Here is a 22,847-nt window from a genome sequence, read left to right on the forward strand (position 1 = left end):
CGGTTCACAACTGTCGCAGCACCGTGGCCGGCCGCGCCGACAGCGCCCGCCAGTTGCCGGCCAGGCCCAGCACCACCGTCACCACTGCGCCAACGCCCACGGTGAGCAGCACGCGCGGCCAGTCGGGCGTCCAGTCCAGCGTGAACACCTGCGTGACGACAAACCAGCCAGCCAGACTGCCCAGCACCAGCGCCAGCCCCGACACGATGGCGGCGAGCAGGCCATATTCAGCCAGCGTCGCCGCTGCCACCTGGCCGCGCGTGGCGCCCAGCAGTTTCAGCAGCACCGCATCATAGGTGCGCGCCCGCGCCCCGGCGGCAAGGGCGCCCACCAGCACGGCAATGCCGGCCGCCACGGTCACACTCGCCGCGGCGCGGATGGCGGCGGAAAGCTGGCCCAGCAGCGTTTGCACCTGGCCGATCACATCCTTCACGCGCACCACGGAGGCGGTGGGGAACTGGGCCGAAAGCGCCCGGGCGACCGCACGTTCCTTGGCGGGCGCCACCTGCACGGTGGCCATCCAGCCGTGCGGCGCGGCTTCCAGCGCACCCGGCGCGAACAATATGGCGAAGTTGAAGCCCAGCGACTGCCAGTCGATCTTCCGCGTGTTGGCGATGCGGGCGGTGATATCCACGCCCAGCACGGACACGGAGAGCGTGTCGCCCACCTTCAGGCCCAACGCCTGCGCTGCCTGATCATCAAGGCTGATCAGCGGCGGGCCGCTATAATCGCGCGGCCACCATGTACCGGAAACCAGCGTGTTGGCCTCCGGAAAATCGGCCGTGTACGAAAGCCCGCGGTCGCCGCGCAGGATCCAGCCTTCGGCGCCAGCCTTGATCTGCTGCGCCGGCACGCCGTTCACCGCTGTCACCGGCCCGCGCAGCGACGGCACGATCACCGTGCGCCCGCCCGGCGCCGTGCGTTCGACCAGCGCCGAAAATTCCTCTTTCTGATCATTGGGGATATCCAGCACGAAGAAGCTGGGCGCGCGTGTCGGGATGGTGCGGTTGATCTGGCTGGCCAGATTGCCCTCGATCGTGGCCAGCGTGGCAAACAGCGAGAGGCCCAGGCCCAGCGCCACCACCAGATTGCGGGTGGGCGCGCCGGGACGGTGCAGATTGGCCAGCGCCAGCCGGGCCAGCGTGCCCCTTGGCCTGGGTGCCCGCGCCGCCAGCCACTTCACGGCTTCGGCCAGCAGCCACAGCACGACAATCAGGCCAAGCGCACCGGCCAGGAAGCCCATCACGAACAAGCGTTCATCGGCCAGCAGCACGACCAGCACCAGCACCGACAGAGCCGCGCCGGCGATGATCACCAGGGTCGCGGCACCCGGCCGGGCCCGCTGCTCGGTCAGGCTGCGCAGCAGGCGTGCGGCCGGCATGGCGGCGCCTTGCGCCAGCGGCCACAGCGCAAAGGACAGGGCAATGGCCAGGCCATACCAGGCTGCCTGCGCCAGCGCGCCCCACTGCAATCCGCTGGCCGGCGGCACTGGCAGGCTGGCGGCGGCGATCTGGGCGACGGCGGCCGGTGTCGCGGCACCAATGGCAAGGCCGATCACGATGGCGCCTGCCGAGACCAGCGCCAGCTGCCATAAATAGATGGCGCGCACCGTGGCACTGTCGGCTCCCAGCACTTTCAGCGTGGCGATGGTGCGCGTGCGCGCACCCAGATAGGCCGATACCCCGCCAGCAACGCCAACGCCCGCCACCACCAGCGCGGTGAGGCCGACAAGGCTGAGGAACTGGCCCAGTTGGTTGACGAAATTGCGGGTCCCCGGCGCGCCGTTGCTGCGATCGCGCACGCGGCCCCCTTCACCGGCAACGGCCTCCAGACGGTCGCGCGCGGCCTCCACCGACACGCCGGGCTTCAGCTTCACGCGCAGTTCGCTGGTGTAGAGGCTGCCCAATGTGATCAGTTCAGCCCGCTGGAGATCCTTGATGTCGACCACCAGCCCGGGGCCGAAGCCAAAGCCATCACCGGCCCGATCCGGCTCTTCGACCAGCGTGCCGGCATAGGTGAGCGTCACCTGCCCCAACTGCAGCCGATCGCCCGGCTTCAGGCCCAGTTTGTCGGCCAGCACGGGCTGCGCTGCGGCCATGCCGGGGCCAACCCGCCCGCCGCTGTCAAGCTTGACCGTGCCATAGTGCGGCCAGGTGCCATCGACGGCCTTCACCTCGGCCAGCAGCGAGTCACCGCCATCGGCGCGGCTGACCATTCCGCGCAACTTCATCACATCGCCCACGGCGCCCAGAGCAGCGGCGGCTGTGCGCTGTTCCGGCGTGGGGTTCCGGCCCGAAACGCGCAGCGCGACATCGCCGCCCATCAGAAACTGGCCACGTTCGGCCAGCCCGGCATTGATGGCGCTGGCAAGGCTGCCAACACCCGCCAGTGCGGCGACGCCGAGCACCAGACAGACGGCCAGGATGCGCAGGCCGGCAAGCCCGCCACGCAGTTCCCGCAGGGCCAGGCGCAGCGCGAGGCTCAGAGCACTTCTGCCAGCAGGCCGGTCATCGCCGCCCAGCTGCGCCGATCGGCATCCATGCTGTACATCGCGGTGCCGGGCGCATTGGCATGTTCGTTGGTGAAGCTGTGATAGGTGCCGCCATAGGCGTGGATCTGCCAATCGGCGCCGGCCGCGGTCATTTCGGCGGCGAGCGCATGATGGTCCTGCGGCGGCGTGTACGGGTCTTCCCAGCCATGCAGCGCCATCACCTTGGCGGTGATCGGGCCAGCAGCACCAAGGCCCGGATTGTAGATGCCGTGGAAGCTCACTGCCGCCTTCACCCGCGGATCGCAGGCGCGCGCGACGTCGAGCGCGCACAGGCCGCCGAAACAATAGCCGATGATGGCGAGGCGATTGGCGTCCACTTGGCTCAGGCCGGCAGCGGCATCGACAGCGGCAAGCAGGCGCTGGCGCAGCGCGGCGCGATCACCCACCCACGGGCCCATCAGCGCGCTGTTGTCGCCCGCCGGATCACCGCGCCGGCCCTTGCCATACACGTCGATGGCCATGGCGGCGTAGCCGAGCCCTGCAAGCTTGTCGGCAACGTTGTTGTCCCACGCCGTCTGGCCCACCCAATTGGGGGCGATCAGCACGCACGGGAACGGGCCGTCACCGGCCGGCAGCGCCAGATAGGCTTCCAGTTCGTCGGTGCCGTCGAAATAACTGAACAATGTCATGGTGTTTCCCCTTACTCGGCCGCTTGGGCCAGATTCATCCGATCATCCACGATCAGCCCGTCGCGCATGGTGATGATGCGGTCACACAGCGGCGCCAGATCGGCATCATGGGTGATCAGCACCAGCGTTGCGCCGGTTTCGGCGAGACGGCCAAACAACAGCTCGATGATGGCCGCGCCGGTGGCGGCATCGAGATTGCCGGTCGGTTCGTCGGCAAAGATCAGCGCCGGGCGGCCCACCAAGGCCCGCGCGATGGCAACACGCTGCTGCTCCCCACCCGAAAGCTGGGTGGGATAATGCTGCAGGCGATGGCCAAGGCCGACGGCTTCCAGTTCGGCGCGTGCCCGGCCTTGCGCATCGGCCTCGCCCGCCAGTTCCAGCGGCACGGCGACATTTTCCAGCGCGGTCATGGTGGGGATCAGGTGGAAGGCCTGCAGCACGATGCCGATACGGCCGCGGCGGGCGCGCGCCAGACCGTCTTCATCCATCCGGGTGAAATCGGCGCCGGCCACGATGACATGGCCGCCCGACGCCCGCTCCATGCCCGACAGCACCGCCATGGCGGATGACTTGCCGGAACCCGAAGGGCCGAGAATGGCGATGCGCTGGCCAGCCGGGACGGACAATGACACGCCGCGCAATACATCGACTGCGGCATCGCCGCTGCCCAGGCGCAGGGTGACATCGCGGGCTTCAATGACCATATGGCTGTTCATCCGTGTCCCGCTTGGCTGAAAGGATTCGAGTCTTGCCCGAATTAGGTGTTCGCCCATTGTTTTACCAGAGGGCGCTTTACCAGATGGCGTTGCTGTTTGGCGCGCTGTTCATGTCGCAGGCAGCCGCAGCACGGCCACTGGTGGTGCTGGCTTATGGCGACAGCCTCACCGCTGGCTATCAGCTGCCGCCCGGCCAGGGCTTTGCCCCGCAACTGGAAAAGGCCTTGAAGGCAAAAGGCCGCGACGTGACCGTGGTGGGCGCCGGCGTGTCGGGCGATACCAGCACGCAGGGGCGCGCGCGGGTGAACTGGGTGCTGGCCGGGATGAAGCAGAAGCCGGACCTGGTTGTGCTGGAACTGGGCGCCAACGACATGCTGCGCGGCCAAAGCCCCAAGACGGCGCGCGACAATCTCGATGCGATGGTGAAGATGTTCAAGGCGAAGGGCGCGCGCGTGCTGGTGGCCGGGATGCGCGCCAATCCGACTCTGGGGAAAGCCTATGTAACCGAATTCGAAGGGATGTTCCCTGCGGTGGCCAAGGCCAATGGCGTTTCGCTCTATCCCTTCTTCCTGGATGGCGTCGCCGCGCAGCCCGGCCTGCAACTGGCCGATGGCATGCACCCCAATGGCAAGGGCGTTCAGGTCATGGTGAAGCGCATCCTGCCGGCGGTGGAGAAGGAGCTGGCGCAGGTGAAATGATGCGCCTCTTCGTCGGCCTCGATCTGCCGGAGGAGGTAAAGGCGGCCCTGCTGGCCAGCATGGGCGGCGTCGCCAATGCGCGGTGGCAGACGGCGGCACAGCTCCACCTCACCCTGCGCTTCATCGGCGAGGTGGACCGGCACACCGCCGCCGATATTGCCGCCGCGCTGGGCCGGGTAAATGTGCGGCCGTTCACCGCCGAACTGGCCGAACCCGGCCTGTTCGATCATCGCGGCCGCATCGACACGCTGTGGGTGGGTGTGCGCCCGGCCGAAGCGCTGGCGGGGCTGGCCAAATCCGTGAATGCGGCGCTGGCCAGCATCGGCCTGCCACCCGACAGCCGCGCCTTCCTGCCCCACATCACGGTCGCGCGCGGGCGCAGCATGATTGGCGCGACCTTCTGGCCGCAATCACCCATCCCGCGCCTGACGTGGCCCGTCGATGGCTTTGCCCTGTTCGAAAGCCGGATGGGCAAGGATGGCAGCGATTACACCATCCTTGCCCGCTGGCCCTAGGCCGCCTCGCTGTCCTTGAACCCCAGCACCGGCTTGCGGGCGGCCAGCGTTTCATCGAGGCGGCGACGCGGCGCGAAGTGCGGGGCGGCGCGCCAGGCGTCGGGATCGGCCAGCATCTGCGTCGCGACGTGGCGCATCGCGCCGATCAGCTGATCGAGATTGGCCTTGCTCTCCGTCTCGGTCGGTTCGACCAGCATGGCGCCGTGGACGACCAGCGGGAAATACATCGTCATCGGGTGGAAGCCCTCGTCGATCAGCGCCTTGGCCAGATCGATGGTGGAAAGGCCGGTGCCATCGAGGAAATCATCCGAGAACAGGGCTTCGTGCATGCACGGGCCGCTGCTGGCAAAGGGCGCGGTGTAAAGGTCCTTCAGGCTGGCGAGGATGTAATTGGCGTTGAGCACCGCATCTTCCGCCACCTGGCGCAGGCCATCGGCGCCGTGGCTCATCATGTAGGCAAGCGCGCGCACGAACATGCCCATCTGGCCGTGGAAGGCGACCATGCGGCCGAAACTGTCGGCAGCGTGGGTGCCGGCGGTGTCTTCCTCGACCAGTTCAAGACCGTTCGCCGTCTTCCGCACGAAGGGGATCGGCGCGAACGGGGCCAGCGCTGCCGACAGCACCACCGGGCCGGAGCCGGGGCCACCGCCACCATGGGGCGTGCTGAACGTCTTGTGCAGGTTGATGTGCATGGCATCCACGCCCAGATCGCCGGGGCGGACGCGGCCAACGATGGCGTTGAAATTGGCGCCGTCGCAATAGACATAGCCGCCCACGGCATGCACCGCATCGGAAATGGTTTTCAGGTCGGGCTCGAACAGTCCGCAGGTATTGGGGTTGGTGATCATCACCGCAGCCACATCCGGGCCAAGCCGGGCGAGCATGGCATCGAGATCGACACGGCCGCGGGCGTTGGCCGGGATATTTTCGACCGTGAAACCGCAGAAGGCCGCCGTCGCCGGGTTGGTGCCATGGGCCGATTCCGGCACCAGCACGACGCGGCGCGGATCGTTCCTGGCATCAAGCGCCGCGCGGATCGCCAGCATGCCGCACAGTTCGCCGTGGGCGCCGGCCTTGGGGCTCATGGCGACGGCCGGCATCCCGGTCAGCTTCATCAGCCAATCGGCGAGCACGTCGATCAGTTCGAGCGCGCCCTGCACGGTGGATTGCGGCTGTAGCGGGTGAATGTCGGCAAAGCCGGGCAGGCGCGCCATCTTCTCATTGAGGCGCGGGTTGTGCTTCATCGTGCAACTGCCCAGCGGGAAGATGCCGAGATCGATGGCATAATTCTGGCGGCTGAGGCGGGTGTAGTGGCGCACGGCTTCCGGTTCGGAGAAGCCCGGCAGACCGATCACCGCGTCACGGGCGAGGCCGCCGAGACGATCCGGCACCGGCGGAACGGGGGGCAGGTCAACGCCGGACGTATCCAGCGAGCCGCGCTCGAACAGCAACGGCTCTTCGAGCATCAACGCACGGTTGCCGGTGAAGGTTTCGACCGCCGCGCCGGTGCCGGCGACCAGGCGGGTGGGACGGCCCACGTTGTTCATTTCGGTGCTCATCACGCCATCACCTCATCCAGCGCGTCTTCAAACGCGTCAAAATCCTCGTCGGTTGCGGTTTCGGTCACCGCCACGATCATGCCGCCGGCCAGCGCCTTTTCGGTTGGCCACAGCCGGCCCATGGAAACGCCGCCGAGCACGCCCGTTTCGGCCAGCTTGCGCACCACCGGACGGGCTTCGCGGCCCAGATCCAGCGTGAATTCGTTGAAGAACGGCCCGTTGAGCAATGTCACGCCGGGCACACGCGCCAGCCGGTCGGCCAGCTGCACGGCGCGGGCGTGATTGAGCGCCGCGAGATGGCGCAGGCCCTTTTCGCCCAGCAGCGACAGATGCGCCGAAAAGGCCAGCGCGATCAGGCCGGAGTTGGTGCAGATGTTGCTGGTCGCCTTCTCGCGGCGGATATGCTGTTCGCGCGTGGACAGCGTCAGCACGAAACCACGCTTGCCGCTGGCGTCCACGGTTTCGCCGCACAAGCGCCCCGGCGCCTGACGCACATGTTTTTCGCGGCAGGCAAACAGGCCCAGGTACGGCCCGCCAAACAGCAGGCCGGCGCCGAGCGACTGGCCTTCGCCGACCACGATATCGGCGCCCATTTCACCGGGGCTCTTGATGGCGCCCAGCGAGACGATCTCGGTGACCACCACGATCAGCAGCGCGCCGGCCTTGTGGCAGGCGTCGGCCAGCGGGGTCAGATCGGCGATATGGCCGAACAGATTGGGGTTCTGCACGACCACGCAGCTGGTGTCGGCGTCGATCTGCGCGATCAGGCTGGCAAGGTCATCGCCCGGCGCGCCCGGCGTGAAGGTCGGCACGCCAGCCTCCACCAGATCGCCGGTGAAACGGGTCAGCGTCTTCAGCACCGAGGTATAGTGCGGGTGGACGCCCGCCGAGACGATGCACTTGGGCCGCCGCGTGATGCGCCGCGCCATGAACACCGCCTCGGTCATCGCCGTGGAGCCATCGTACATCGAGGCGTTGGCCACCTCCATGCCGGTCAGCCGCGCCACCTGGGTCTGGAATTCGAACAGGACCTGCAGGGTCCCTTGCGCGATTTCCGGCTGATAAGGCGTGTAGGCGGTGAGGAATTCGCCGCGCTGGATCACCATGTCCACCGATGCCGGCACATGATGCTTGTAGGCGCCGCAGCCGACGAAGAAGGGATTGGTGCTGGCGGTCTTGTTCTTGCCGGCCATCTTCACCAGCGCCCGCTCCACCGCCATTTCGCTGGCGTGGTTCGGCAGGCCGGCAATCGGGCCGTCGAGCACGGCTTCGGCGGGCACATCGGCGAACAGATCGTCGACACTGGCGGCACCGATGGTGGCCAGCATGGCTGAACGGTCAGCCGTGGAAAGGGGCAGATAACGCAAGGGGCTTACTCCGGGAGATGGGCGGAAAAACGGATGCGGACATAATCGGCGATCCACTGGCCATCGGCGGCTTGCAGCGCCGGGGCGAGAAGAGCGACGGTTTCGGCGATGATCTGGTCGTGTTGGTCAGCGGGCACACCGGCGGCATCGATGAAGCCGCCGCGGAAGGTTTCGAGCCAGCCGGCCATGCCGCTTTCCGGCAGCGGCGTCGGGCGCGGGATGATGGCGCAACTGTCCACCACAAAGCCGCCCTGTTCCAGAACGGCGCGGAAGGCTTCGGCGGTGGGATAGTAGCTGGTTTCGGCTCCGGCGGCCGGGAAGCCGTGGCGGGCGAGCACGGCAATCAGCGCGGTGCGGATGGCGGCGATGTTGGCGTGGCCGCCGAATTCGCCGACATAGCGCCCGCCGGCCTTCAGCGCGCGCTTCACACCAGCCGTCACCACGTCAGGCTGGCCGACCCAGTGCAGCGCAGCGTTGGTGAAGACGGCATCGAATTCGGCATCGAAATCGAGCGCGCGTGCGTCACCCAGGCGGGCATCAATGCCCTTGGCTTGCGCCGCCGCCACCATCGCCGGATCGGCATCGACACCCACCACGTCGCAGCCGGCAGCGATCAGCTTCTGCGTCAGCACGCCATCGCCGCACCCAAGATCGAGCACGCGCTCGCTTGGGCGCGGTGCCAGCAGGTCAAGCACCGCCGCGCCCAACGCCGGCACGAAGGCGGCGTTGGTGGCATAGAGGGACGGATCCCAGCGCGTGGCGGTGCCAGTTGTCACTTACAGCGAGGCCACGAACGCATCATAAGCGGCCTTGTCCATCAGCCCGTCCAGTTCCGACGCGTCGGACAGGGTGAGCTTGAAGAACCAGCCGTCACCTTCCGGCGCGCTGTTGACCAGGCTCGGATCGTCGGCCAGCGCCGGGTTGGATTCGGTGACGGTGCCCGACACCGGGGCATAGACGTCAGACGCCGCCTTCACCGATTCGACCACGGCGGCTTCCCCGCCCTTGCTGACGGCGCGCCCTGAGTCGGGCAGATCGACGAACACCACGTCGCCCAGTTGCCCTTGCGCATAATCGGTGATGCCAACGGTGGCTTCACCGCCCGCAACATCGATCCATTCATGATCCTGCGTGTAAAAACGGCTCATTTCCTGTCCCCTTCCCGAACATAATTTTTCTGCTTGAACGGCATCGGCACCACGGTGGCCGCGATCCGCTTGCCCCGCACTTCAACTTCGAGCGCCGTGCCATCGGCGCTGTGCGCGGTGGCGACATAGGCCATGGCGATCGGCACATTCAGGCTGGGCGCGAACCCGCCCGATGTGAGCACACCCACCTGTTCGCCACCCACCCAGACGGTCGCGCCTTCGCGGGCCGGCATGCGGCCTTCAACGGCCAGGCCCACGCGCTTGCGCGGCACGCCGTTGAACAATTGGTCGAGAATGCGCTCTGCGCCCGGGAAACCGCCTTCGGTCTTGCGGCGCTTGGAAATGGCAAAGCTCAGGTCTGCCTCAACCGGGGTCGTTTCGGGATCGAGATCATGGCCATAGAGCGGCAGGCCGGCTTCGAGCCGCAGCGAATCGCGCGCGCCAAGGCCAATGGGCTTCACCTCTTCATGCGCCAGCAGCGCCTCTGCCAGCGCTTCGGCGTGGCTGTTCGGCACCGAAATCTCGTAACCATCCTCGCCGGTGTAGCCGGAGCGGGTGATGCCCAGCTTCACCCCGTTCCACAGCCAGCGCGCGCCGGCCATGAACTTGAGGTCGGCAAAGGCCGGCTGGTCAGCGCTTTCGGGGGTCAGGGCAAAACGGCTCATCACCGTCACCGCCGCCGGGCCCTGCAGCGCCAGCAGCGCATGGTCCTCCATGTGGTGCAGGTGCAAGCCCGCCGGCTTTCGCGCCAGCATGTGGGCGATGTCGGCGTGCTTGGTGGCGCCGTTCACGACGAGATAAAAGCTTTTGCCGGTGTTGGTGACCATCAGGTCGTCCAGGATGCCGCCATTGTCGGACAGCAGCAGCGAATAGCGCACGCGGTGCGGCTGCAGCGCCTTGAAATCGCCGGGCGCCAGGCTTTCCAGCCATTCGGCCGCGGCAGCGAGACTTGGCCCTTCCACCAGCAACTGGCCCATGTGCGACACATCGAACAGGCCGGCATGCTCCCGCGTCCACAGATGTTCGGCGATAATGCCTTCATACTGGATCGGCATGGCATAGCCGGCAAAGCCCACCATGCGCGCGCCCAGGCGGCGATGCAGCGCATCCAGCGGCAATGTCTTCAGATCGGCATCATCAGCCATGTGGAACCCCGGCAACAGTTCACGGCTCAGCCGAATGCCGAACCTGGTTCCCCCACTGTCGCCAGACCTGAGAGCTTTGACCGGGCGATGCCCGGCTTACCCCTTCGGTGGGGCACAGGCGTGAACCTGCACCCGCTTTCCAGAGTGTCGCTGATACGCCGGCGCGGTCCATTTGCCTGAGAGATTCCGGGGGCGGCTTGCTCCTTCGGCGGTGTCGGGTTGCCCCTTCACACTCTCCCGCGCGCGGCGCCGGAGTTGCCCCCGGCGACGCACGCCGATTGGGCGAAGCTGCAGGCAGAGTCAACTGCCCGAATGACCACCAAGATGCCGCAACCTTGCTGGCCTGCAGCCGTATCTACCGGGCATGATTGCCAAGCGCCTGCCTCTGATTATTCTGCTGATCGGGCTTGCCCTGGCGTTGACCTTCAACCGCACCGAGGGCGCGGAGCCATTGGCCGCGCGCGCCGAATCGCTGCCGTGAAGCGGCTTACTTGGCGATGTTGTAGGCCAGCGCGCGATCGTCGAGCTGGAAGCCGAGCAGCACTTCAAAGCTGGCGGCGCGCAGGGCAGCCTTCACTTCGGGATCGGCCATCGGATCGGTGGCGGCATCGAGTTCGCCGGGCCGGCGCTTGCGGTTGATCTTGTCGAGAATGGCCTGCGGCACGGCAGCCGCGGTGCGCGACACGGCAGCCGTGGTGGTGCCCTGCGCTACGGCGCGTTCCTGGCCGGCGGCAAAATTCACCGTCACCTGGGTAAGCTGCTTGGCATTGACGATGTTGCCGGCCTGCACGACGGCAGCAAACACCGGCAGCACGAACTGACGCGCCTGTGCCGCGTCGGTGCGCCGCACGACGACATCATAGCTGATGCGCGACACGAATTGTTCGGCGGTTTCGGTGCATTCGTCGCGCACATTGGTAATGGCCGCGACGGCATCCAGATTGGCAGCATCGGCCGCCGCACCCGTGGCCGCTTGCCGGAACAGGGTGGTATCGCCGGCATAGGCCGCCACCGCCACCGCCGGGCACGAGGAGCGCCGCACCACCAGCGGATTGCGATCACAACCGGCCAGCAGCAACGCCGGCAGGACCATGGCAGCCAGAACGACGGAACGACGGATTGCGGGGCGTATCATGCCCCTCTCCTATGGGGCAAAAGGCGTCACCGCAAGCATCAACAAATTGTGGCGCGGCCCAGACCAATCGCGTATCAGCCGGGGCATGAGCAGCCTTGCCCCCGCCATTGAATTCGATCCTGCCCAACGGCCCGCCCTGAACGTGCTGATTGCTGCGCCGCGCGGCTTTTGCGCGGGGGTCGATCGCGCCATTCACATCGTCGAACTGGCGCTCGAACGCTGGGGTGCGCCAGTCTATGTCCGTCACGAAATCGTCCACAACAAGTTCGTGGTCGACAGTTTGAAGGACAAGGGCGCCATCTTCGTGGAAGAGCTGGACGAAGTGCCGGACGGCGTGCCGGTGGTGTTCTCCGCGCACGGCGTGCCCAAGGCCGTGCCGGCCAAGGCCGAAGAGCGCGGGCTGACCTATGTGGATGCCACCTGCCCGCTGGTTTCCAAGGTGCATCGCCAGGCCGAACGGCTGGTGGCTGCCGGCTGCCACATCCTGTTCATCGGCCACCAGGGCCATCCGGAAGTGATCGGCACCTTCGGCCAGGTGCCCGAAGGCGCCATGACGCTGATCGAAACGCTGGAAGACGCCCAGAATGTCCAGCCGCCACACGCCGGCAAGCTGGGCTTCCTCACCCAGACAACGCTGAGCGTGGACGACACGTCGGACATGGTGGCCGAGCTCAAGCGCCGCTTCCCGGCCATCGAGGGCCCGCGCGGCGACGACATCTGCTATGCCACCTCCAACCGTCAGGCCGCAGTGAAGGCGATGGCGCCGCGCTGCGATCTGGTGCTGGTGATTGGCGCGGCCAACAGCAGCAACAGCCAGCGCCTGCGCGAAGTGGCGGAACGCGAGGGCGCGCGCAGCTGGCTGATCCAGCGTGCCGCCGAAATCGATTGGGCCTGGTTTGACGGCGTCACCACTGTTGGGGTCACCGCCGGCGCGTCGGCGCCCGAACTGCTGGTGCAGGAAGTGCTGGCGGCGATGGGCGAGCGCTACAGCGTCACCAGCGAGAACATCACCACGGCGGTCGAAGAAGTGGTGTTCAAGCTGCCGCGCGCGCTGACCGCGTAATCCCGGCGTCATGGCGGTTTACACTCCGGTCAGTGCGGCCGATCTGGCGGCGTTTCTGGCCGCTTATGACGTGGGCACCGCCATCAGCTTCAAGGGCATTGCCGAAGGCGTCGAGAACAGCAATTTTCTCGTTGATACAACGACAGGCCGCTATTTCCTCACCCTGTATGAAAAGCGGGTCGATGCCGCCGATCTGCCCTGGTTCCTGGCGCTGACCACCCATCTGGCCGGCTGCGGCCTGCCGGTGCCGCGCCCGATCACCGATCGCGGCGGCATTGCCCTCAAATCCCTCAACGGCCGCCCGGCCTGCCTGATCGAATATCTTGCCGGTGTTTCGGTGACCGATCCGACACCGGACGAATGCCAGGCGGTTGGCGAAGCGCTGGGCAAATTGCACCTGGCCGGCGCCCAGTTCACCGCGGTGCGCGAAAATGCGCTGGGGCCGGCGGCCTGGGCTCCGCTGGCGGCGCGCTGCGATGGCCGCATGGGCGAGATTGATCGGGCCTTGCCGGCCCTGGTTGATGCCGGGCTGGCCGCCACCGCCCGCTGGCCCGCCAGCCTGCCGCGCGGCACCATCCATGCCGATCTGTTCTGTGACAATGTGCTCATGCTCGACAGCAAGGTCAGCGGACTGATCGACTTCTATTTCGCCTGTACCGATCTGATCGCCTATGATTACGCCGTCACCCATGCCGCCTGGTGCTTCTCCGTTGACGGCACCACTCACGTGCCGGCGCGGGCTGCGGCCCTGTGGGCCGGCTATGCCGCGGCGCGCGGGCTGAGCGCGGCCGAGATGGCCGCCCTGCCGCAACTGGGCGCCGGCGCCGCGCTGCGCTTCACGCTCACGCGCGCCTTTGATTGGCTCAACACGCCGGCGGATGCGCTGGTCACCCGCAAGGATCCGATGGCCTTTGCGCGCCGGCTGGCCTGGTATCTGGCCGCATCTCCGGAGGTGATGCTTGGCCAGTGAAGCGTCGCGCCCCCGGGTCGAAATCTTCACCGATGGCGCCTGCAAGGGCAATCCCGGCCCCGGCGGCTGGGGCGCCATCCTGCGCGCCGGCGGCAAGGAACGGGAACTGAACGGCGCCGAGCCGCACACCACCAACAACCGCATGGAATTGCAGGCGGCGATTTCGGCCCTGAACGCCCTTACCCGGCCCTGCGAGGTCGATCTCACCACCGACAGCGTCTATGTGCGCGACGGCATTTCGAAATGGGTGCACGGCTGGCAGAAGAACGGCTGGAAGACTGCCGACAAGAAGCCGGTGAAGAACGACGATCTGTGGCAGGCGCTGCTTGCCGCCGCTCGCCCGCATGTCGTGCGCTGGCACTGGGTGAAGGGCCACGCCGGCCACCCGGAGAACGAACGCGCCGATGAACTGGCCAACGAAGCCATTGTGGCAATGAAGGAAGGCCGACACGCAGGTCATCATTGAGACCATTGCCAACGGCGCCGCAATCCGCTTTGAGGCTGACCATGGCTTCTGAACCCACCGCAAAGGGCATCAACGCCCGCCTCACCAAGGTCTGGATGACCTGGGGTGCCCAATTCCTGCCGTTCGCCGATGTCGCCAGCCCGGAATTGCCGCTGTCGCGCCTGCTGCGCCTGTCGTTGATCCAGGTCAGCGTGGGAATGAGCCTGGTGCTGCTGGTCGGCACGCTGAATCGCGTGATGATCGTCGAACTCGGCGTGCCGGCGACGCTGGTGGGCGTGATGCTGGCGCTGCCGCTGCTGGCCGCGCCGTTCCGGGCACTCATTGGCCACAAATCCGATACGCACAAATCGGCACTGGGCTGGCGGCGCGTGCCCTTTATCTACCTCGGCACCATGGTGCAGTTCGGCGGCCTCGCCATCATGCCGTTTGCGCTGCTGGTGCTGGCCGGCGCGCAGGAAGCCTATGACGAACGCATCTGGCTGGGCTACCCGGCCGCCGCCCTGGCCTTCCTGCTGGTCGGCGCGGGTATCCACACCACGCAAACCGTTGGCCTGGCGCTGGCCACCGATCTCACCAAGACCGAACAACAGCCAAACGTGGTTGGCCTCATGTATGTCATGCTGCTGCTTGGCTCCATCGCCGCGGCGCTGTTCTTTGGCTGGGCGCTGGAGGATTTCAGCCAGGGCCGGCTGATCCAGGTCATCCAGGGCAGCGCCGTCATCACCATCATCCTGAATTTCACCGCGTTGTGGAAACAGGAATCCCGGATACCGCATTATCGCCGCACCGAACCGGCCACCCCGGATCCCACATTCCGTGAAAGCTGGGACCTGTTCACGGCCAAGGATAAAACCGTGCTGCGTCTGCTGGCCGTCGGGCTGGGCACGCTGGCCTTTTCCATGTCGGATATCGTGCTGGAACCCTATGGCGGCGAAGTGCTGAAACTGGGCGTTGGCACCACCACGCTGCTTTCCGCCATCATGGCGTTCGGCAGCCTGATGGGATTTGCCTATGCCTCCTACATCCTGTCCCTCGGTGCCGATCCGTTCCGCATGGCCAGCCTGGGCACCGTGATCGGCCTGCCGGCCTATGGCCTGATCATCATGGCTGCCAGTTCCGACACGCCGGAACTGTTCACACTGGGCGTGCTGCTGGCCGGCATCGGTACCGGCCTGTTCGGCCATGGCACCCTCACCGCCACGATGCAGTTGGCGCCGCGCGCCCAGGTGGGCATCGCCATGGGCGCATGGGGGGCAGTGCAGGCCACGTCGCAGGGCATTGGCGCCACCGTTGGCGGCGTGATTCGCGATGTGGCTGGCAGCCTGTCACTGTCGTCCACACCGGGGGCCAGTGGCTATGTGCTGATCTTTGCCCTCGAGCTGGCGCTGATGGTGGCGACGCTGGCGGCGATGTGGCCGCTCTTGCAGCGCGACATCGAGAATTGATGCAACGCAATATGCGGCTTCACCGGGCTGCCGCCACGTTCAGGCACCACGGACCTTCGAATCACAGGATCGCTGCAGCAGTGCCGCAATGCCGGGCCGGCACTTGCCAAACATGAAAAGGCCGGCGCTCCGCAAGGAAGCGCCGGCCCATTTCACCCCGCCCGGCAGCGCCGGAACGGGATTGGTTCAATGGCTTACTGAGCCGGAGCCGCTTCGGCCGGAGCCGCTTCGGCGGGCGCAGCTTCAGCCGCGGCCGGCGCCATGGCATCGGCAGCCGGAGCCGCAGCTTCAGCGGCCGGAGCCGCGGCGTGCGCAGCGGCCGAGCCTTCCCAATAGCTGCCAAACCAGCTGGTGTTCACCAGGATGGAGGCATGGACGAGCAGCGCCACGGTGGCGACTGCGATGAAGAACAGCGGGATCCCCACGCTGGGGCTGACATAGAGCCAGATACGACCTTCATTCATGTGTCAGTCTCCTCTGAGCTTACTGCAGCCACGGCGTAAGCGCATACGCCAGGATGTGCGCCAAAACGGCAATCGCGCCGAAAATGCGGGTGCCCCACTTGAGGCCCTCGTTGATTTCGTTCGCTTCCTTCTCGGTCAGTCCTGTCGGATAGACCTTTGTATCATCAGCCATGATTAACTCCCTTCCCGATCGGAAAAGTCGCCGGCTCAACCGCCCCGGCTCTCCCGCCTATTGCCGGATTGGGTTCAAATGCGCGCGACCCAGTCCCTTGCTGCTCCGTCCCGACGTTGGGCCGATCCGCGACCGGATCGCGACAGAACGCCTCAGCAGAATCCTCCATAATCAAACTGTCGCATGTGTCAATCTGTCACCGTAACTTCCCCTATACGGTACTTGACAATAGTGCAGCGCAGCATGGCCGTTGTTGCAGCGCAGCAGAGTTTTCCCGCTTTTCTTCCCAACATGTTGGGATATTCTCTGGTTTCCGGGTGCCCGGCCTGTCAGGCGCTGATGTCCGGCTGATATCCGCAACAGGGGCAACATTTATGCACATCGATCGCCGCACCTTGCTGGCTGGCACGGCCGCAACCTTCGGCCTGCCCGGCCTGGAACGGGCGGCTTTTGCCGCCGCACCGGCCGCCGCGGCCCAGAAGAAGATCCGCGCCGCCATCGACAAGCAACTGCCGGAGAATATTGCCCGCATTCAGGACTGGATCAGAAACCCCGGCATCGCAGCCGAAAATTACCGCATGGAAGAAGCCTGCGGCTACACCATGGCCATGCTGAAGGATGCCGGCTTCCAGATGGTCAAGCGCATGCCGACCAAGGGCCAGCCCGGCATCTTTGCCACGCTCGATGCCGGCGCCAAGCGCACCGTGGGCATCTATTTCATGTATGACGTGAAGCAGGTGAACCCGGAAGAATGGTCGAGCCCGCCGTTCGAGGCGCGCATCACCAACAAGCCGGGCTGGGGCCAGGTGATCGTCGGCCGCGGCGCCATCAACCAGAAGGGGCCAGAAGCCGCCTTCCTCGCCGCGCTGCATGCGTTTCGGGCGGCCGGGCAGAAATTGCCGGTCAACCTGGTGCTGGTGGCAGAGGGCGAGGAGGAGATCGCCTCCCCCAATTTCCACCAGATCGTGCAGGCGCCGGAGGTGCTCGCCGCGCTGAAGAAATGCGACGGCATCATCATCCCCACTGCATGGCAAAGCGCCAATGGCAGCACCACGATCAACCTGGGATCGAAGGGCCCGATCGAGTTCCAGTTGATCGCCAGTGGCGAACGCTGGGGCAAGGGGCCGAAGGGCGACATTCATTCCAGCCAGCACGCGCATGTCGATAGCCCCGTGTGGCACCTGGTGCAGGCCTTGAACACGCTGGTGAAGGACGACGGCTTCACCCCCGCCATCGACGGCTGGTTCGACAATGTGCGTGGCCTGACGGCGCGCGAGAAGGAACTGATCGCGATGACCGCGGCGAGCCAGAGCGAGGAACAGGCCAAGGCGGCGATGGGCGTGAAGATGTGGATCAACAACGAACCCTGGCAGCAATCGCTGGAACGCCTTGCCAGCCAGCCCACGGTCAACATCCAGGGCCTGGTTGCCGGCTATACCGGCCCCGGCGGCAAGACCATCCTGCCCGGCCGGGCGGAGGCCAAGCTGGAATGCCGGCTGGTGCCCAACCAGACTTTCAGGGAAGCCGAAGCCAAGCTGAAGGCGCATCTGGCCAAGCGCGGCTTTGGCGATATCGAAGTGGTGGTGTCGGGCGGCTATGACCCCACCGAAACCGCCGAGAACAGCCGGGTGATCCGTGCCCAGCAGGCCGTCTATGCCCGCTTCGGCGCCGCGACCACCCTCTATCCGCGCAATGCCGGCAGCTGGCCCGGCAGCGTCTTCACCCAGCCGCCGGTCTCGCTGCCCGCCGGCCAATTCGGCCTTGGCCACGGCAGCGGCGCCCACGCGCCCGACGAATATTTCGTGATCGAAAGCACCAACCCCAAAGTGCAGGGCCTCGCCGGCTGCACGGCGGGGTTTGTCGATTTTCTCTATGAAATGGCGGTGGCACGTTGAAGGTTGGTCGTGTCGAAATTCCAACCGATTGATGCAGGCGATCTGCCGGCCATCGTCGACCTGATGAACCGTGCCTATCGCGGCACCGGTAGCTGGAACTCCGAGGACGGCATCATTGCCGGCGAGCGAACATCAGCCGAATTGCTGCGTGCCCAGATCGGTGAAGCGCCGGCAGGCCGCTTTCTGAAGTGGGTCGATCCCGGCGGCATCATCCGCGGCTGCGTGTGGCTGGAGCCGCTCGGCGACGGTATCTGGTATCTTGGCTCCCTGGCGGCGGATCCTGATCAGCAGAATGCCGGTCTGGGCCGGCAGTTGCTGGCCGGTGCAGAAGATTGGGCGCAAGCACAAGGCGCACGCCGGATCAGGATGAGCGTGGTCAATGTGCGCGACACGTTGATCGCCTGGTATGTGCGGCGGGGTTATCAGCTAACCGGCGCAACCGAGCCTTTCCCCTATGACGACCAGCGCTTCGGCAGGCCGCTGCGCGACGATCTCCACTTTGTCGTGCTCGAACGGGCGCTGGGCGCGGCGGTCTAGGCCCGCACGAACCGGTCCACGCCGCTGCCATCCTTCAGGCGCCTCACCCGCCCGCGCTCTTCCAGCCAGTGCAGGTGCGCGACCGTCTCGCCGGTCGCCAGCCCATAATCTGCTTCGCCGATCGGCTTGCGGAACAGGGCGGCAAAGCAATCGACGGCGGTGCGCGGTTCGGCGCAGAAGGCTTCCAGCTTCTCGAGCTTGGCGGCGTGATCGGCGGCCAACTGATCGAGGCGGGTGTGCAGGCCGAAGAAGGGCTCGTTGTGGGCGGGCAGCACCAGCACTTGGGGCGAAATGGCGCGCAGCCGCTCGATGCTCTCCAGCCAGTCGCCCAAGGGATCGGCATAGGGCTCGGTGGGATAGACGGACACATTGCTGGTGATGCGCGGCAACACCTGGTCGCCCGATATCATCACGTCGTCCGCCACCAAGCAGGCATGTTCCGGCGCATGGCCGCGGCCGACCACCACGGTGAAGCGGCGCGGGCCAATCTGCAGCACATCACCATCGCGCAGCCGCTTGAAACCGGCCGGCATCTTCGAGATGATCTTGCCGAAACTGCCCCAGGCCTTGGCCTTCATGGCGGTGACCTGTTCCTCGCTCCAGCCGGCGCGGATGGAGAAGGCCACCGCCTCGTCCGGCGGCGCGTCGCGCACGTCGAGAATGAGCGTGCGCGCCAGCAGATATTCGGTGCGGGTGATTTCCAGCGGCACATCCCATTTGCGGCACAGCCAGCCGGCCATGCCGAGATGATCGGGATGATAATGGGTGACAATGACACGGGTGACCGGTTTGCCCTTCAGCGCCCCGGCAAACAGCGCCTCCCACGCGGCTTTGCTGGCGGGCAGGCCCACCCCAGTATCAACAATGGCCCAGCCATCGCCCGCATCGATCACCCACAGATTGATATGATCCAGCCCGAACGGCAGCCCCATGCGCACCCAGAAAATGCCCGGCGCCACTTCCTCGGCCTCACCCGGCCCCGGCACCCAGCGGCCGAGCGGGTAGTGCAGGCCCTTGATCTCGTCCGCCTCGCGCGCCGCGGTGCTGGCCTGGCCGGCGGGAATGGCGGTGAGAGGCGGCGGTTCCATGCAGCCACGCTAGGTTGACGTATACGTAAAGTCGACTCCCGCTGCTGATAGGGGCTCGACAGGTTCGCACCCTCCCCCAGCCCTTCCCTTGCAGGGAGGGATTGGGGGAGGGTTCTTGCCACAAGCCCGCCCCTGCGGCAGGGACGTCGCCAATGCACCCCAATACCGCCTTTCGCCATGACGAGGACGCGCTGGCCTTTGTCGCCACCACTGGCTTCGCGCACATCTTCGGGGCAACGCCGGATGGTCCGCGCGTGGCCCATGCGCCCGTGCTGGTGACGCCGCAGGGCACGCTGATGTTCCACCTGTCGAACGGCAATGCGCTGGCCAAGCATCTCGATGGCCTCACCGCGCTGATCAGCGTTGGCGGGCCGGGCCATTATGTCTCCCCCAACTGGTATGTGGTGCCGGCCGACAATGTGCCGACCTGGAATTACCAGGCGGTGGAAATCGAAGGCCAGGTGCGCGCGCTGGACATGGAAGAGCTTGAAGCCCTGCTGCATTTCGCCTCTGCCACCTTCGAGCCCCGCGTGGGCGAGGATTGGACCATGCACAAGATGGAGCGTGCGCGCGCCGAAGCGATGATGCGCGCCATCACCGGCTTTGAGCTCACGCCCACCGCCATCCGCACCACGCTCAAGGCCAGCCAGAACCGCAGCGACGCCGATGCGGCCGGGGTGATCGCCGCGCTGGAGCGGCTGGGCGAGACGGCCGGCGCCGCGGCCATCCGGAAGGCGCGCAAATGAAACTCGCCGTCTTCGATTGCGACGGCACGCTGATCGACAGCCAGGTCAACATCATCCGGGCGATGGAGAGCAGCTTCAAGCGCCACGCCCTGCCGCCGCCCGCGCCGCACGCCACCCGCCGCATCGTCGGGCTTTCGCTGGTGGAGGCCATGCAGGCGCTGCTGCCGGAGGCCGATTGCGACCTGCACCTGAGCCTGGCCGAGGATTACAAGACCGCCTTCCAGCGTCTGCGCGCCGACAAGGCGCTGGATGCCGAGCCGCTCTATCCCGGCATCCGCAGCCTGCTTGATACGCTGGAGGCGCAGGGCTGGCTGCTCGCCGTCGCCACCGGCAAATCCGATCGCGGGCTGAAGCTGGCGCTGGAGCATCACGGCATCCACCAGCTGTTCGTCAGCCTGCAGACCGCCGACCGGCACCCGTCCAAGCCGCATCCTTCGATGCTGCGCGCAGCGCTGGCCGAAGCGGGCGCGCAACCCGAACAGGCGGTGATGATCGGCGATACCATCTTCGATATCGCCATGGGCGAAGCTGCCGGCGTGCGCAGCATTGGCGTCGACTGGGGCTATCACGACGCGCACGAACTGATCGGCGCCGGCGCAGCGCATGTGGCCGATGATGCCGATCACCTGCTGGCACTGCTCAATGGCTGAGGACGAAGCCCCCGGTTCCGGCGAGATGATCGCCCGGCTGCGGCGGCTGGGCCGGATCATGGCCATCCTGTCGCTGGCGTTCGGCGGGGTATTTGTCGTGCTCGCCCGGCGCAGTGCGACGGCCGGCGACAATGGTGAAGTGGCTTCCGGCCTGTTCTGGGTCGCGGCCGTGTTGCAGTTCGCGCTGGCATTCGTCTTGCTGTGGCGCGGGCGCCGGGGGTAAGGCCAGTCCATGCGTGAAGCCCCCCTCCCTGCTGCGGAAGCCCGCAAGCGCTATCTGATCTATCTCGCCGTGCGGCTGACTGGGCTTGCCGTCATGGTCGCCGGGGTGTGGATGGTTCGCAACATCGGCCAGGCGCCGGGGCTGGCGGTGGTGCTGCTGGGCGGCTGCTCGCTGTTCGTGCGACCCCGGCATCTGGGCCTCACCCGCAGATGAAGCGATTCTATGCGACGGCCAGCGTCACCGGCGATGGCCCGTTCGGTGTGGCGCTGGACGGAAAGCCGCTGCGCACCCCGGCGCGGGCGCTGCTGGCGGTGCCGACCCGCGCGCTGGCCGACGCCGTTGCCGCCGAATGGCAGGGCCAGGGCGAGAAGATCGATCCGCGCAGCCTGCCGCTGACCGGCCTTGCCAATGCCGCCATCGATCGGGTGGCGGCTGATCATGCCGGCTTCGCCCGGCGACTGGCGACCTACGCTGAATCCGAACTGATCGCCTATCGCGCCGATGGCCCGGCCTCGCTGTTGGCAGCGCAGGCCGCGGCGTGGGACCCTTGGGTGGAATGGCTCTCCCGCCGCTATGACGTGGGCCTCACCATGACCACTGGCATCATGCACGTGGCGCAGCCGCCGGCCACGCTGGCGCGCGTGCAGGCAGCCTTTGCCGCCTTCACCCCCTTCCAGCTGGCGCCGCTCGATCCGATTGTGACCATCACCGGCTCTGCCGTGCTGGCGCTGGCAGTGGCGGCCGGTGAGCTGGAGGCCCAGGCCGCCTATGACATGGCCCATGTCGATGCGCGCTGGCAGGAAGAACAATGGGGCCGCGATCCACTGGCGGAAAAGGCCGAAGCCACGCGCCGCGCCGATCTGGACGCGGCGGTGCGGTTCCTCAGGCTGCTGCCACCCGCTGACGCCGCCTGACGGCACCAACAAGGCCAAAGCCGGCAATCAGCATCGCCCAACTCGCCGGTTCCGGCACGGCACCGCCGGCGCCTTCGACGGCCAGGAAGGTGGCATTGGTGCCGGCCGTGCCGAACAGGCCCAAGCCGCCGGTCACCGACGACGTGAAGGCATATTCGAACTGCTCGGTCCCAAGCAGGAACGGGCTCGGCCCCTGCAGCTGGGCGGCATTGAAGCCGGCATCCAGCGTGTCGCCCACCAGACGCATCGAACTGCCCAGCCCGATCAGGGCATCGTTCAGCAGCGCATTAAGGCTGGCGAAATTGGCGCCATTCTCGCCGGTGAGCAGGATATTGCCGCCACTGGCCAGATAGGCGGACATGGCGGCCAGCTCATCCGCCGTGTAAGCGTCATCGGGCGCCAAGCCGATGTAGAGATCATAATCGGCAAGCACGACCGGATTGACGACGCTGGCGGCGCTGTACACCTCGGCCAGATAGCCAAGGCTTTGATAATGGGTCACCAGGCCGGTCACACCGTCCGAGATGGTGGCGCTGCGCGTGGTCGTGTGCACCAGCACGCGATTGCCCTCCACGATGTTGCGGAAGAAATTCTGGTTGCCGCTATTGGTCGCGACCCGGTTGATGATGTTGCTGTCGCCTGAGAGGAACAGGGCAGCAGAAGCCGGCAGGGCGGTCAGAGCGGCAATGGCCGCAGCAGTGAGCAAACGAAACATGACGATTCCCCCAAACTGAACATGAACAACGTGGTA

26 protein-coding genes and 2 riboswitches are annotated in these 22,847 nt (G+C 66.5%); of the genes, 13 read left to right on the forward strand and 13 right to left on the reverse strand.

The window, feature by feature from the left end; translation table 11 throughout:
• Positions 1-4 precede the first annotated feature (4 nt).
• The 3 genes from D619_RS0111840 to D619_RS0111850 form a co-directional block, all read right to left on the reverse strand.
• A complete protein-coding gene (locus tag D619_RS0111840; protein WP_017668812.1) occupies positions 5-2,407 on the reverse strand; it encodes an FtsX-like permease family protein in 2,403 nt (800 codons plus the stop codon).
• Positions 2,408-2,481: 74 nt separating this feature from the next.
• Entirely contained in the window at positions 2,482-3,180 is a 699-nt protein-coding gene (locus D619_RS0111845) for a dienelactone hydrolase family protein (RefSeq protein ID WP_017668813.1), read from the reverse strand.
• Positions 3,181-3,191: 11 nt separating this feature from the next.
• The gene (locus tag D619_RS0111850; RefSeq protein WP_017668814.1) at positions 3,192-3,896 is read right to left on the reverse strand and encodes an ATP-binding cassette domain-containing protein; all 705 of its coding nucleotides are present in this window, start codon (positions 3,894-3,896) and stop codon (positions 3,192-3,194) included.
• An 83-nt stretch (positions 3,897-3,979) separates the two neighbouring features.
• On the opposite strand from D619_RS0111850, the gene D619_RS0111855 reads away from it, so the two are divergent.
• The gene (locus D619_RS0111855; protein WP_017668815.1) at positions 3,980-4,594 is read left to right on the forward strand and encodes an arylesterase; all 615 of its coding nucleotides are present in this window, start codon (positions 3,980-3,982) and stop codon (positions 4,592-4,594) included.
• Positions 4,591-5,109, forward strand: a complete 519-nt coding sequence (gene thpR / locus D619_RS0111860) for an RNA 2',3'-cyclic phosphodiesterase (protein WP_017668816.1) — start codon at positions 4,591-4,593, stop codon at positions 5,107-5,109. Before D619_RS0111855 ends, thpR begins: the two co-directional genes overlap by 4 nt.
• Here the strand turns inward: thpR and gcvPB are convergent.
• The 6 genes from gcvPB to D619_RS0111895 form a co-directional block, all read right to left on the reverse strand.
• Positions 5,106-6,656, reverse strand: coding sequence for an aminomethyl-transferring glycine dehydrogenase subunit GcvPB (gcvPB, locus tag D619_RS0111865; protein WP_193743312.1), 1,551 nt, complete (start codon positions 6,654-6,656; stop codon positions 5,106-5,108). The two genes, thpR and gcvPB, sit on opposite strands and share 4 nt — an antisense overlap.
• 11 nt (positions 6,657-6,667) lie before the next feature.
• The gene (gene gcvPA / locus D619_RS0111870) at positions 6,668-8,035 is read right to left on the reverse strand and encodes an aminomethyl-transferring glycine dehydrogenase subunit GcvPA (protein ID WP_026090995.1); all 1,368 of its coding nucleotides are present in this window, start codon (positions 8,033-8,035) and stop codon (positions 6,668-6,670) included.
• A gap of 5 nt (positions 8,036-8,040) precedes the next feature.
• The gene (locus tag D619_RS0111875) at positions 8,041-8,811 is read right to left on the reverse strand and encodes a class I SAM-dependent methyltransferase (RefSeq protein ID WP_017668819.1); all 771 of its coding nucleotides are present in this window, start codon (positions 8,809-8,811) and stop codon (positions 8,041-8,043) included.
• Positions 8,812-9,183, reverse strand: a complete 372-nt coding sequence (gcvH, locus tag D619_RS0111880; RefSeq protein WP_017668820.1) for a glycine cleavage system protein GcvH — start codon at positions 9,181-9,183, stop codon at positions 8,812-8,814.
• Complete coding sequence (gcvT, locus tag D619_RS0111885) at positions 9,180-10,328, reverse strand: glycine cleavage system aminomethyltransferase GcvT (RefSeq protein ID WP_017668821.1); 1,149 nt, start codon at positions 10,326-10,328, stop codon at positions 9,180-9,182. Before gcvT ends, gcvH begins: the two co-directional genes overlap by 4 nt.
• 45 nt (positions 10,329-10,373) lie before the next feature.
• Positions 10,374-10,481, reverse strand: a riboswitch (glycine riboswitch).
• 1 nt (position 10,482) lies between these two features.
• Positions 10,483-10,578, reverse strand: a riboswitch (glycine riboswitch).
• 237 nt (positions 10,579-10,815) lie between these two features.
• On the reverse strand, positions 10,816-11,463 hold the full coding sequence (locus tag D619_RS0111895) for a hypothetical protein (RefSeq protein ID WP_243442642.1): 648 nt from the start codon (positions 11,461-11,463) through the stop codon (positions 10,816-10,818).
• Between the two features lie 85 nt (positions 11,464-11,548).
• Here D619_RS0111895 and ispH point away from each other — a divergent pair, with 85 nt between their 5' ends.
• The 4 genes from ispH to D619_RS0111915 are packed head-to-tail and all read left to right on the forward strand — an operon-like array spanning position 11,549 to position 15,407.
• Entirely contained in the window at positions 11,549-12,526 is a 978-nt protein-coding gene (gene ispH / locus D619_RS0111900) for a 4-hydroxy-3-methylbut-2-enyl diphosphate reductase (RefSeq protein WP_017668824.1), read from the forward strand.
• Between the two features lie 10 nt (positions 12,527-12,536).
• Positions 12,537-13,496, forward strand: coding sequence for a homoserine kinase (gene thrB / locus D619_RS0111905; protein WP_017668825.1), 960 nt, complete (start codon positions 12,537-12,539; stop codon positions 13,494-13,496).
• Positions 13,486-13,962 (forward strand): ribonuclease HI, encoded by a 477-nt coding sequence (rnhA, locus tag D619_RS0111910; protein WP_017668826.1) that lies wholly within the window; start codon positions 13,486-13,488, stop codon positions 13,960-13,962. The genes thrB and rnhA overlap by 11 nt, the downstream gene beginning before the upstream one ends.
• Before the next feature lie 41 nt (positions 13,963-14,003).
• Positions 14,004-15,407: a BCD family MFS transporter gene (locus D619_RS0111915; RefSeq protein WP_017668827.1), complete on the forward strand. Its 1,404-nt coding sequence runs from the start codon at positions 14,004-14,006 to the stop codon at positions 15,405-15,407.
• A gap of 194 nt (positions 15,408-15,601) precedes the next feature.
• On the opposite strand, the gene D619_RS0111920 is transcribed toward D619_RS0111915, so the two are convergent.
• Together D619_RS0111920 and D619_RS0111925 are read right to left on the reverse strand one after the other, a co-directional pair.
• Entirely contained in the window at positions 15,602-15,871 is a 270-nt protein-coding gene (locus tag D619_RS0111920; RefSeq protein ID WP_017668828.1) for a light-harvesting protein, read from the reverse strand.
• Positions 15,872-15,890: 19 nt separating this feature from the next.
• Complete coding sequence (locus tag D619_RS0111925; RefSeq protein WP_017668829.1) at positions 15,891-16,043, reverse strand: light-harvesting protein; 153 nt, start codon at positions 16,041-16,043, stop codon at positions 15,891-15,893.
• A gap of 374 nt (positions 16,044-16,417) precedes the next feature.
• On the opposite strand from D619_RS0111925, the gene D619_RS0111930 reads away from it, so the two are divergent.
• Positions 16,418-17,938: a M20/M25/M40 family metallo-hydrolase gene (locus D619_RS0111930; RefSeq protein ID WP_017668830.1), complete on the forward strand. Its 1,521-nt coding sequence runs from the start codon at positions 16,418-16,420 to the stop codon at positions 17,936-17,938.
• A gap of 9 nt (positions 17,939-17,947) precedes the next feature.
• Entirely contained in the window at positions 17,948-18,475 is a 528-nt protein-coding gene (locus D619_RS0111935) for a GNAT family N-acetyltransferase (protein WP_026090998.1), read from the forward strand.
• On the opposite strand, the gene D619_RS0111940 is transcribed toward D619_RS0111935, so the two are convergent.
• The gene (locus D619_RS0111940; RefSeq protein WP_017668832.1) at positions 18,472-19,563 is read right to left on the reverse strand and encodes an MBL fold metallo-hydrolase; all 1,092 of its coding nucleotides are present in this window, start codon (positions 19,561-19,563) and stop codon (positions 18,472-18,474) included. The two genes, D619_RS0111935 and D619_RS0111940, sit on opposite strands and share 4 nt — an antisense overlap.
• A gap of 152 nt (positions 19,564-19,715) precedes the next feature.
• Here D619_RS0111940 and D619_RS0111945 point away from each other — a divergent pair, with 152 nt between their 5' ends.
• The 5 genes from D619_RS0111945 to D619_RS0111965 are packed head-to-tail and all read left to right on the forward strand — an operon-like array spanning position 19,716 to position 22,096.
• A complete protein-coding gene (locus D619_RS0111945) occupies positions 19,716-20,309 on the forward strand; it encodes an FMN-binding negative transcriptional regulator (RefSeq protein WP_017668833.1) in 594 nt (197 codons plus the stop codon).
• Positions 20,306-20,959, forward strand: a complete 654-nt coding sequence (locus D619_RS0111950; RefSeq protein WP_017668834.1) for an HAD-IA family hydrolase — start codon at positions 20,306-20,308, stop codon at positions 20,957-20,959. The genes D619_RS0111945 and D619_RS0111950 overlap by 4 nt, the downstream gene beginning before the upstream one ends.
• The gene (locus D619_RS0111955; RefSeq protein WP_017668835.1) at positions 20,952-21,182 is read left to right on the forward strand and encodes a hypothetical protein; all 231 of its coding nucleotides are present in this window, start codon (positions 20,952-20,954) and stop codon (positions 21,180-21,182) included. Before D619_RS0111950 ends, D619_RS0111955 begins: the two co-directional genes overlap by 8 nt.
• Positions 21,183-21,191: 9 nt before the next feature.
• Positions 21,192-21,395: a hypothetical protein gene (locus tag D619_RS0111960; protein WP_017668836.1), complete on the forward strand. Its 204-nt coding sequence runs from the start codon at positions 21,192-21,194 to the stop codon at positions 21,393-21,395.
• Positions 21,392-22,096: an ATP12 family protein gene (locus D619_RS0111965; RefSeq protein ID WP_017668837.1), complete on the forward strand. Its 705-nt coding sequence runs from the start codon at positions 21,392-21,394 to the stop codon at positions 22,094-22,096. Before D619_RS0111960 ends, D619_RS0111965 begins: the two co-directional genes overlap by 4 nt.
• Here the strand turns inward: D619_RS0111965 and D619_RS18345 are convergent.
• The gene (locus tag D619_RS18345) at positions 22,065-22,811 is read right to left on the reverse strand and encodes a PEPxxWA-CTERM sorting domain-containing protein (protein WP_017668838.1); all 747 of its coding nucleotides are present in this window, start codon (positions 22,809-22,811) and stop codon (positions 22,065-22,067) included. The genes D619_RS0111965 and D619_RS18345 overlap by 32 nt on opposite strands.
• Positions 22,812-22,847 lie beyond the last annotated feature (36 nt).

Origin of the sequence: Sandarakinorhabdus sp. AAP62 (assembly GCF_000331225.1) — a bacterium.
Lineage (GTDB): Bacteria > Pseudomonadota > Alphaproteobacteria > Sphingomonadales > Sphingomonadaceae > Sandarakinorhabdus.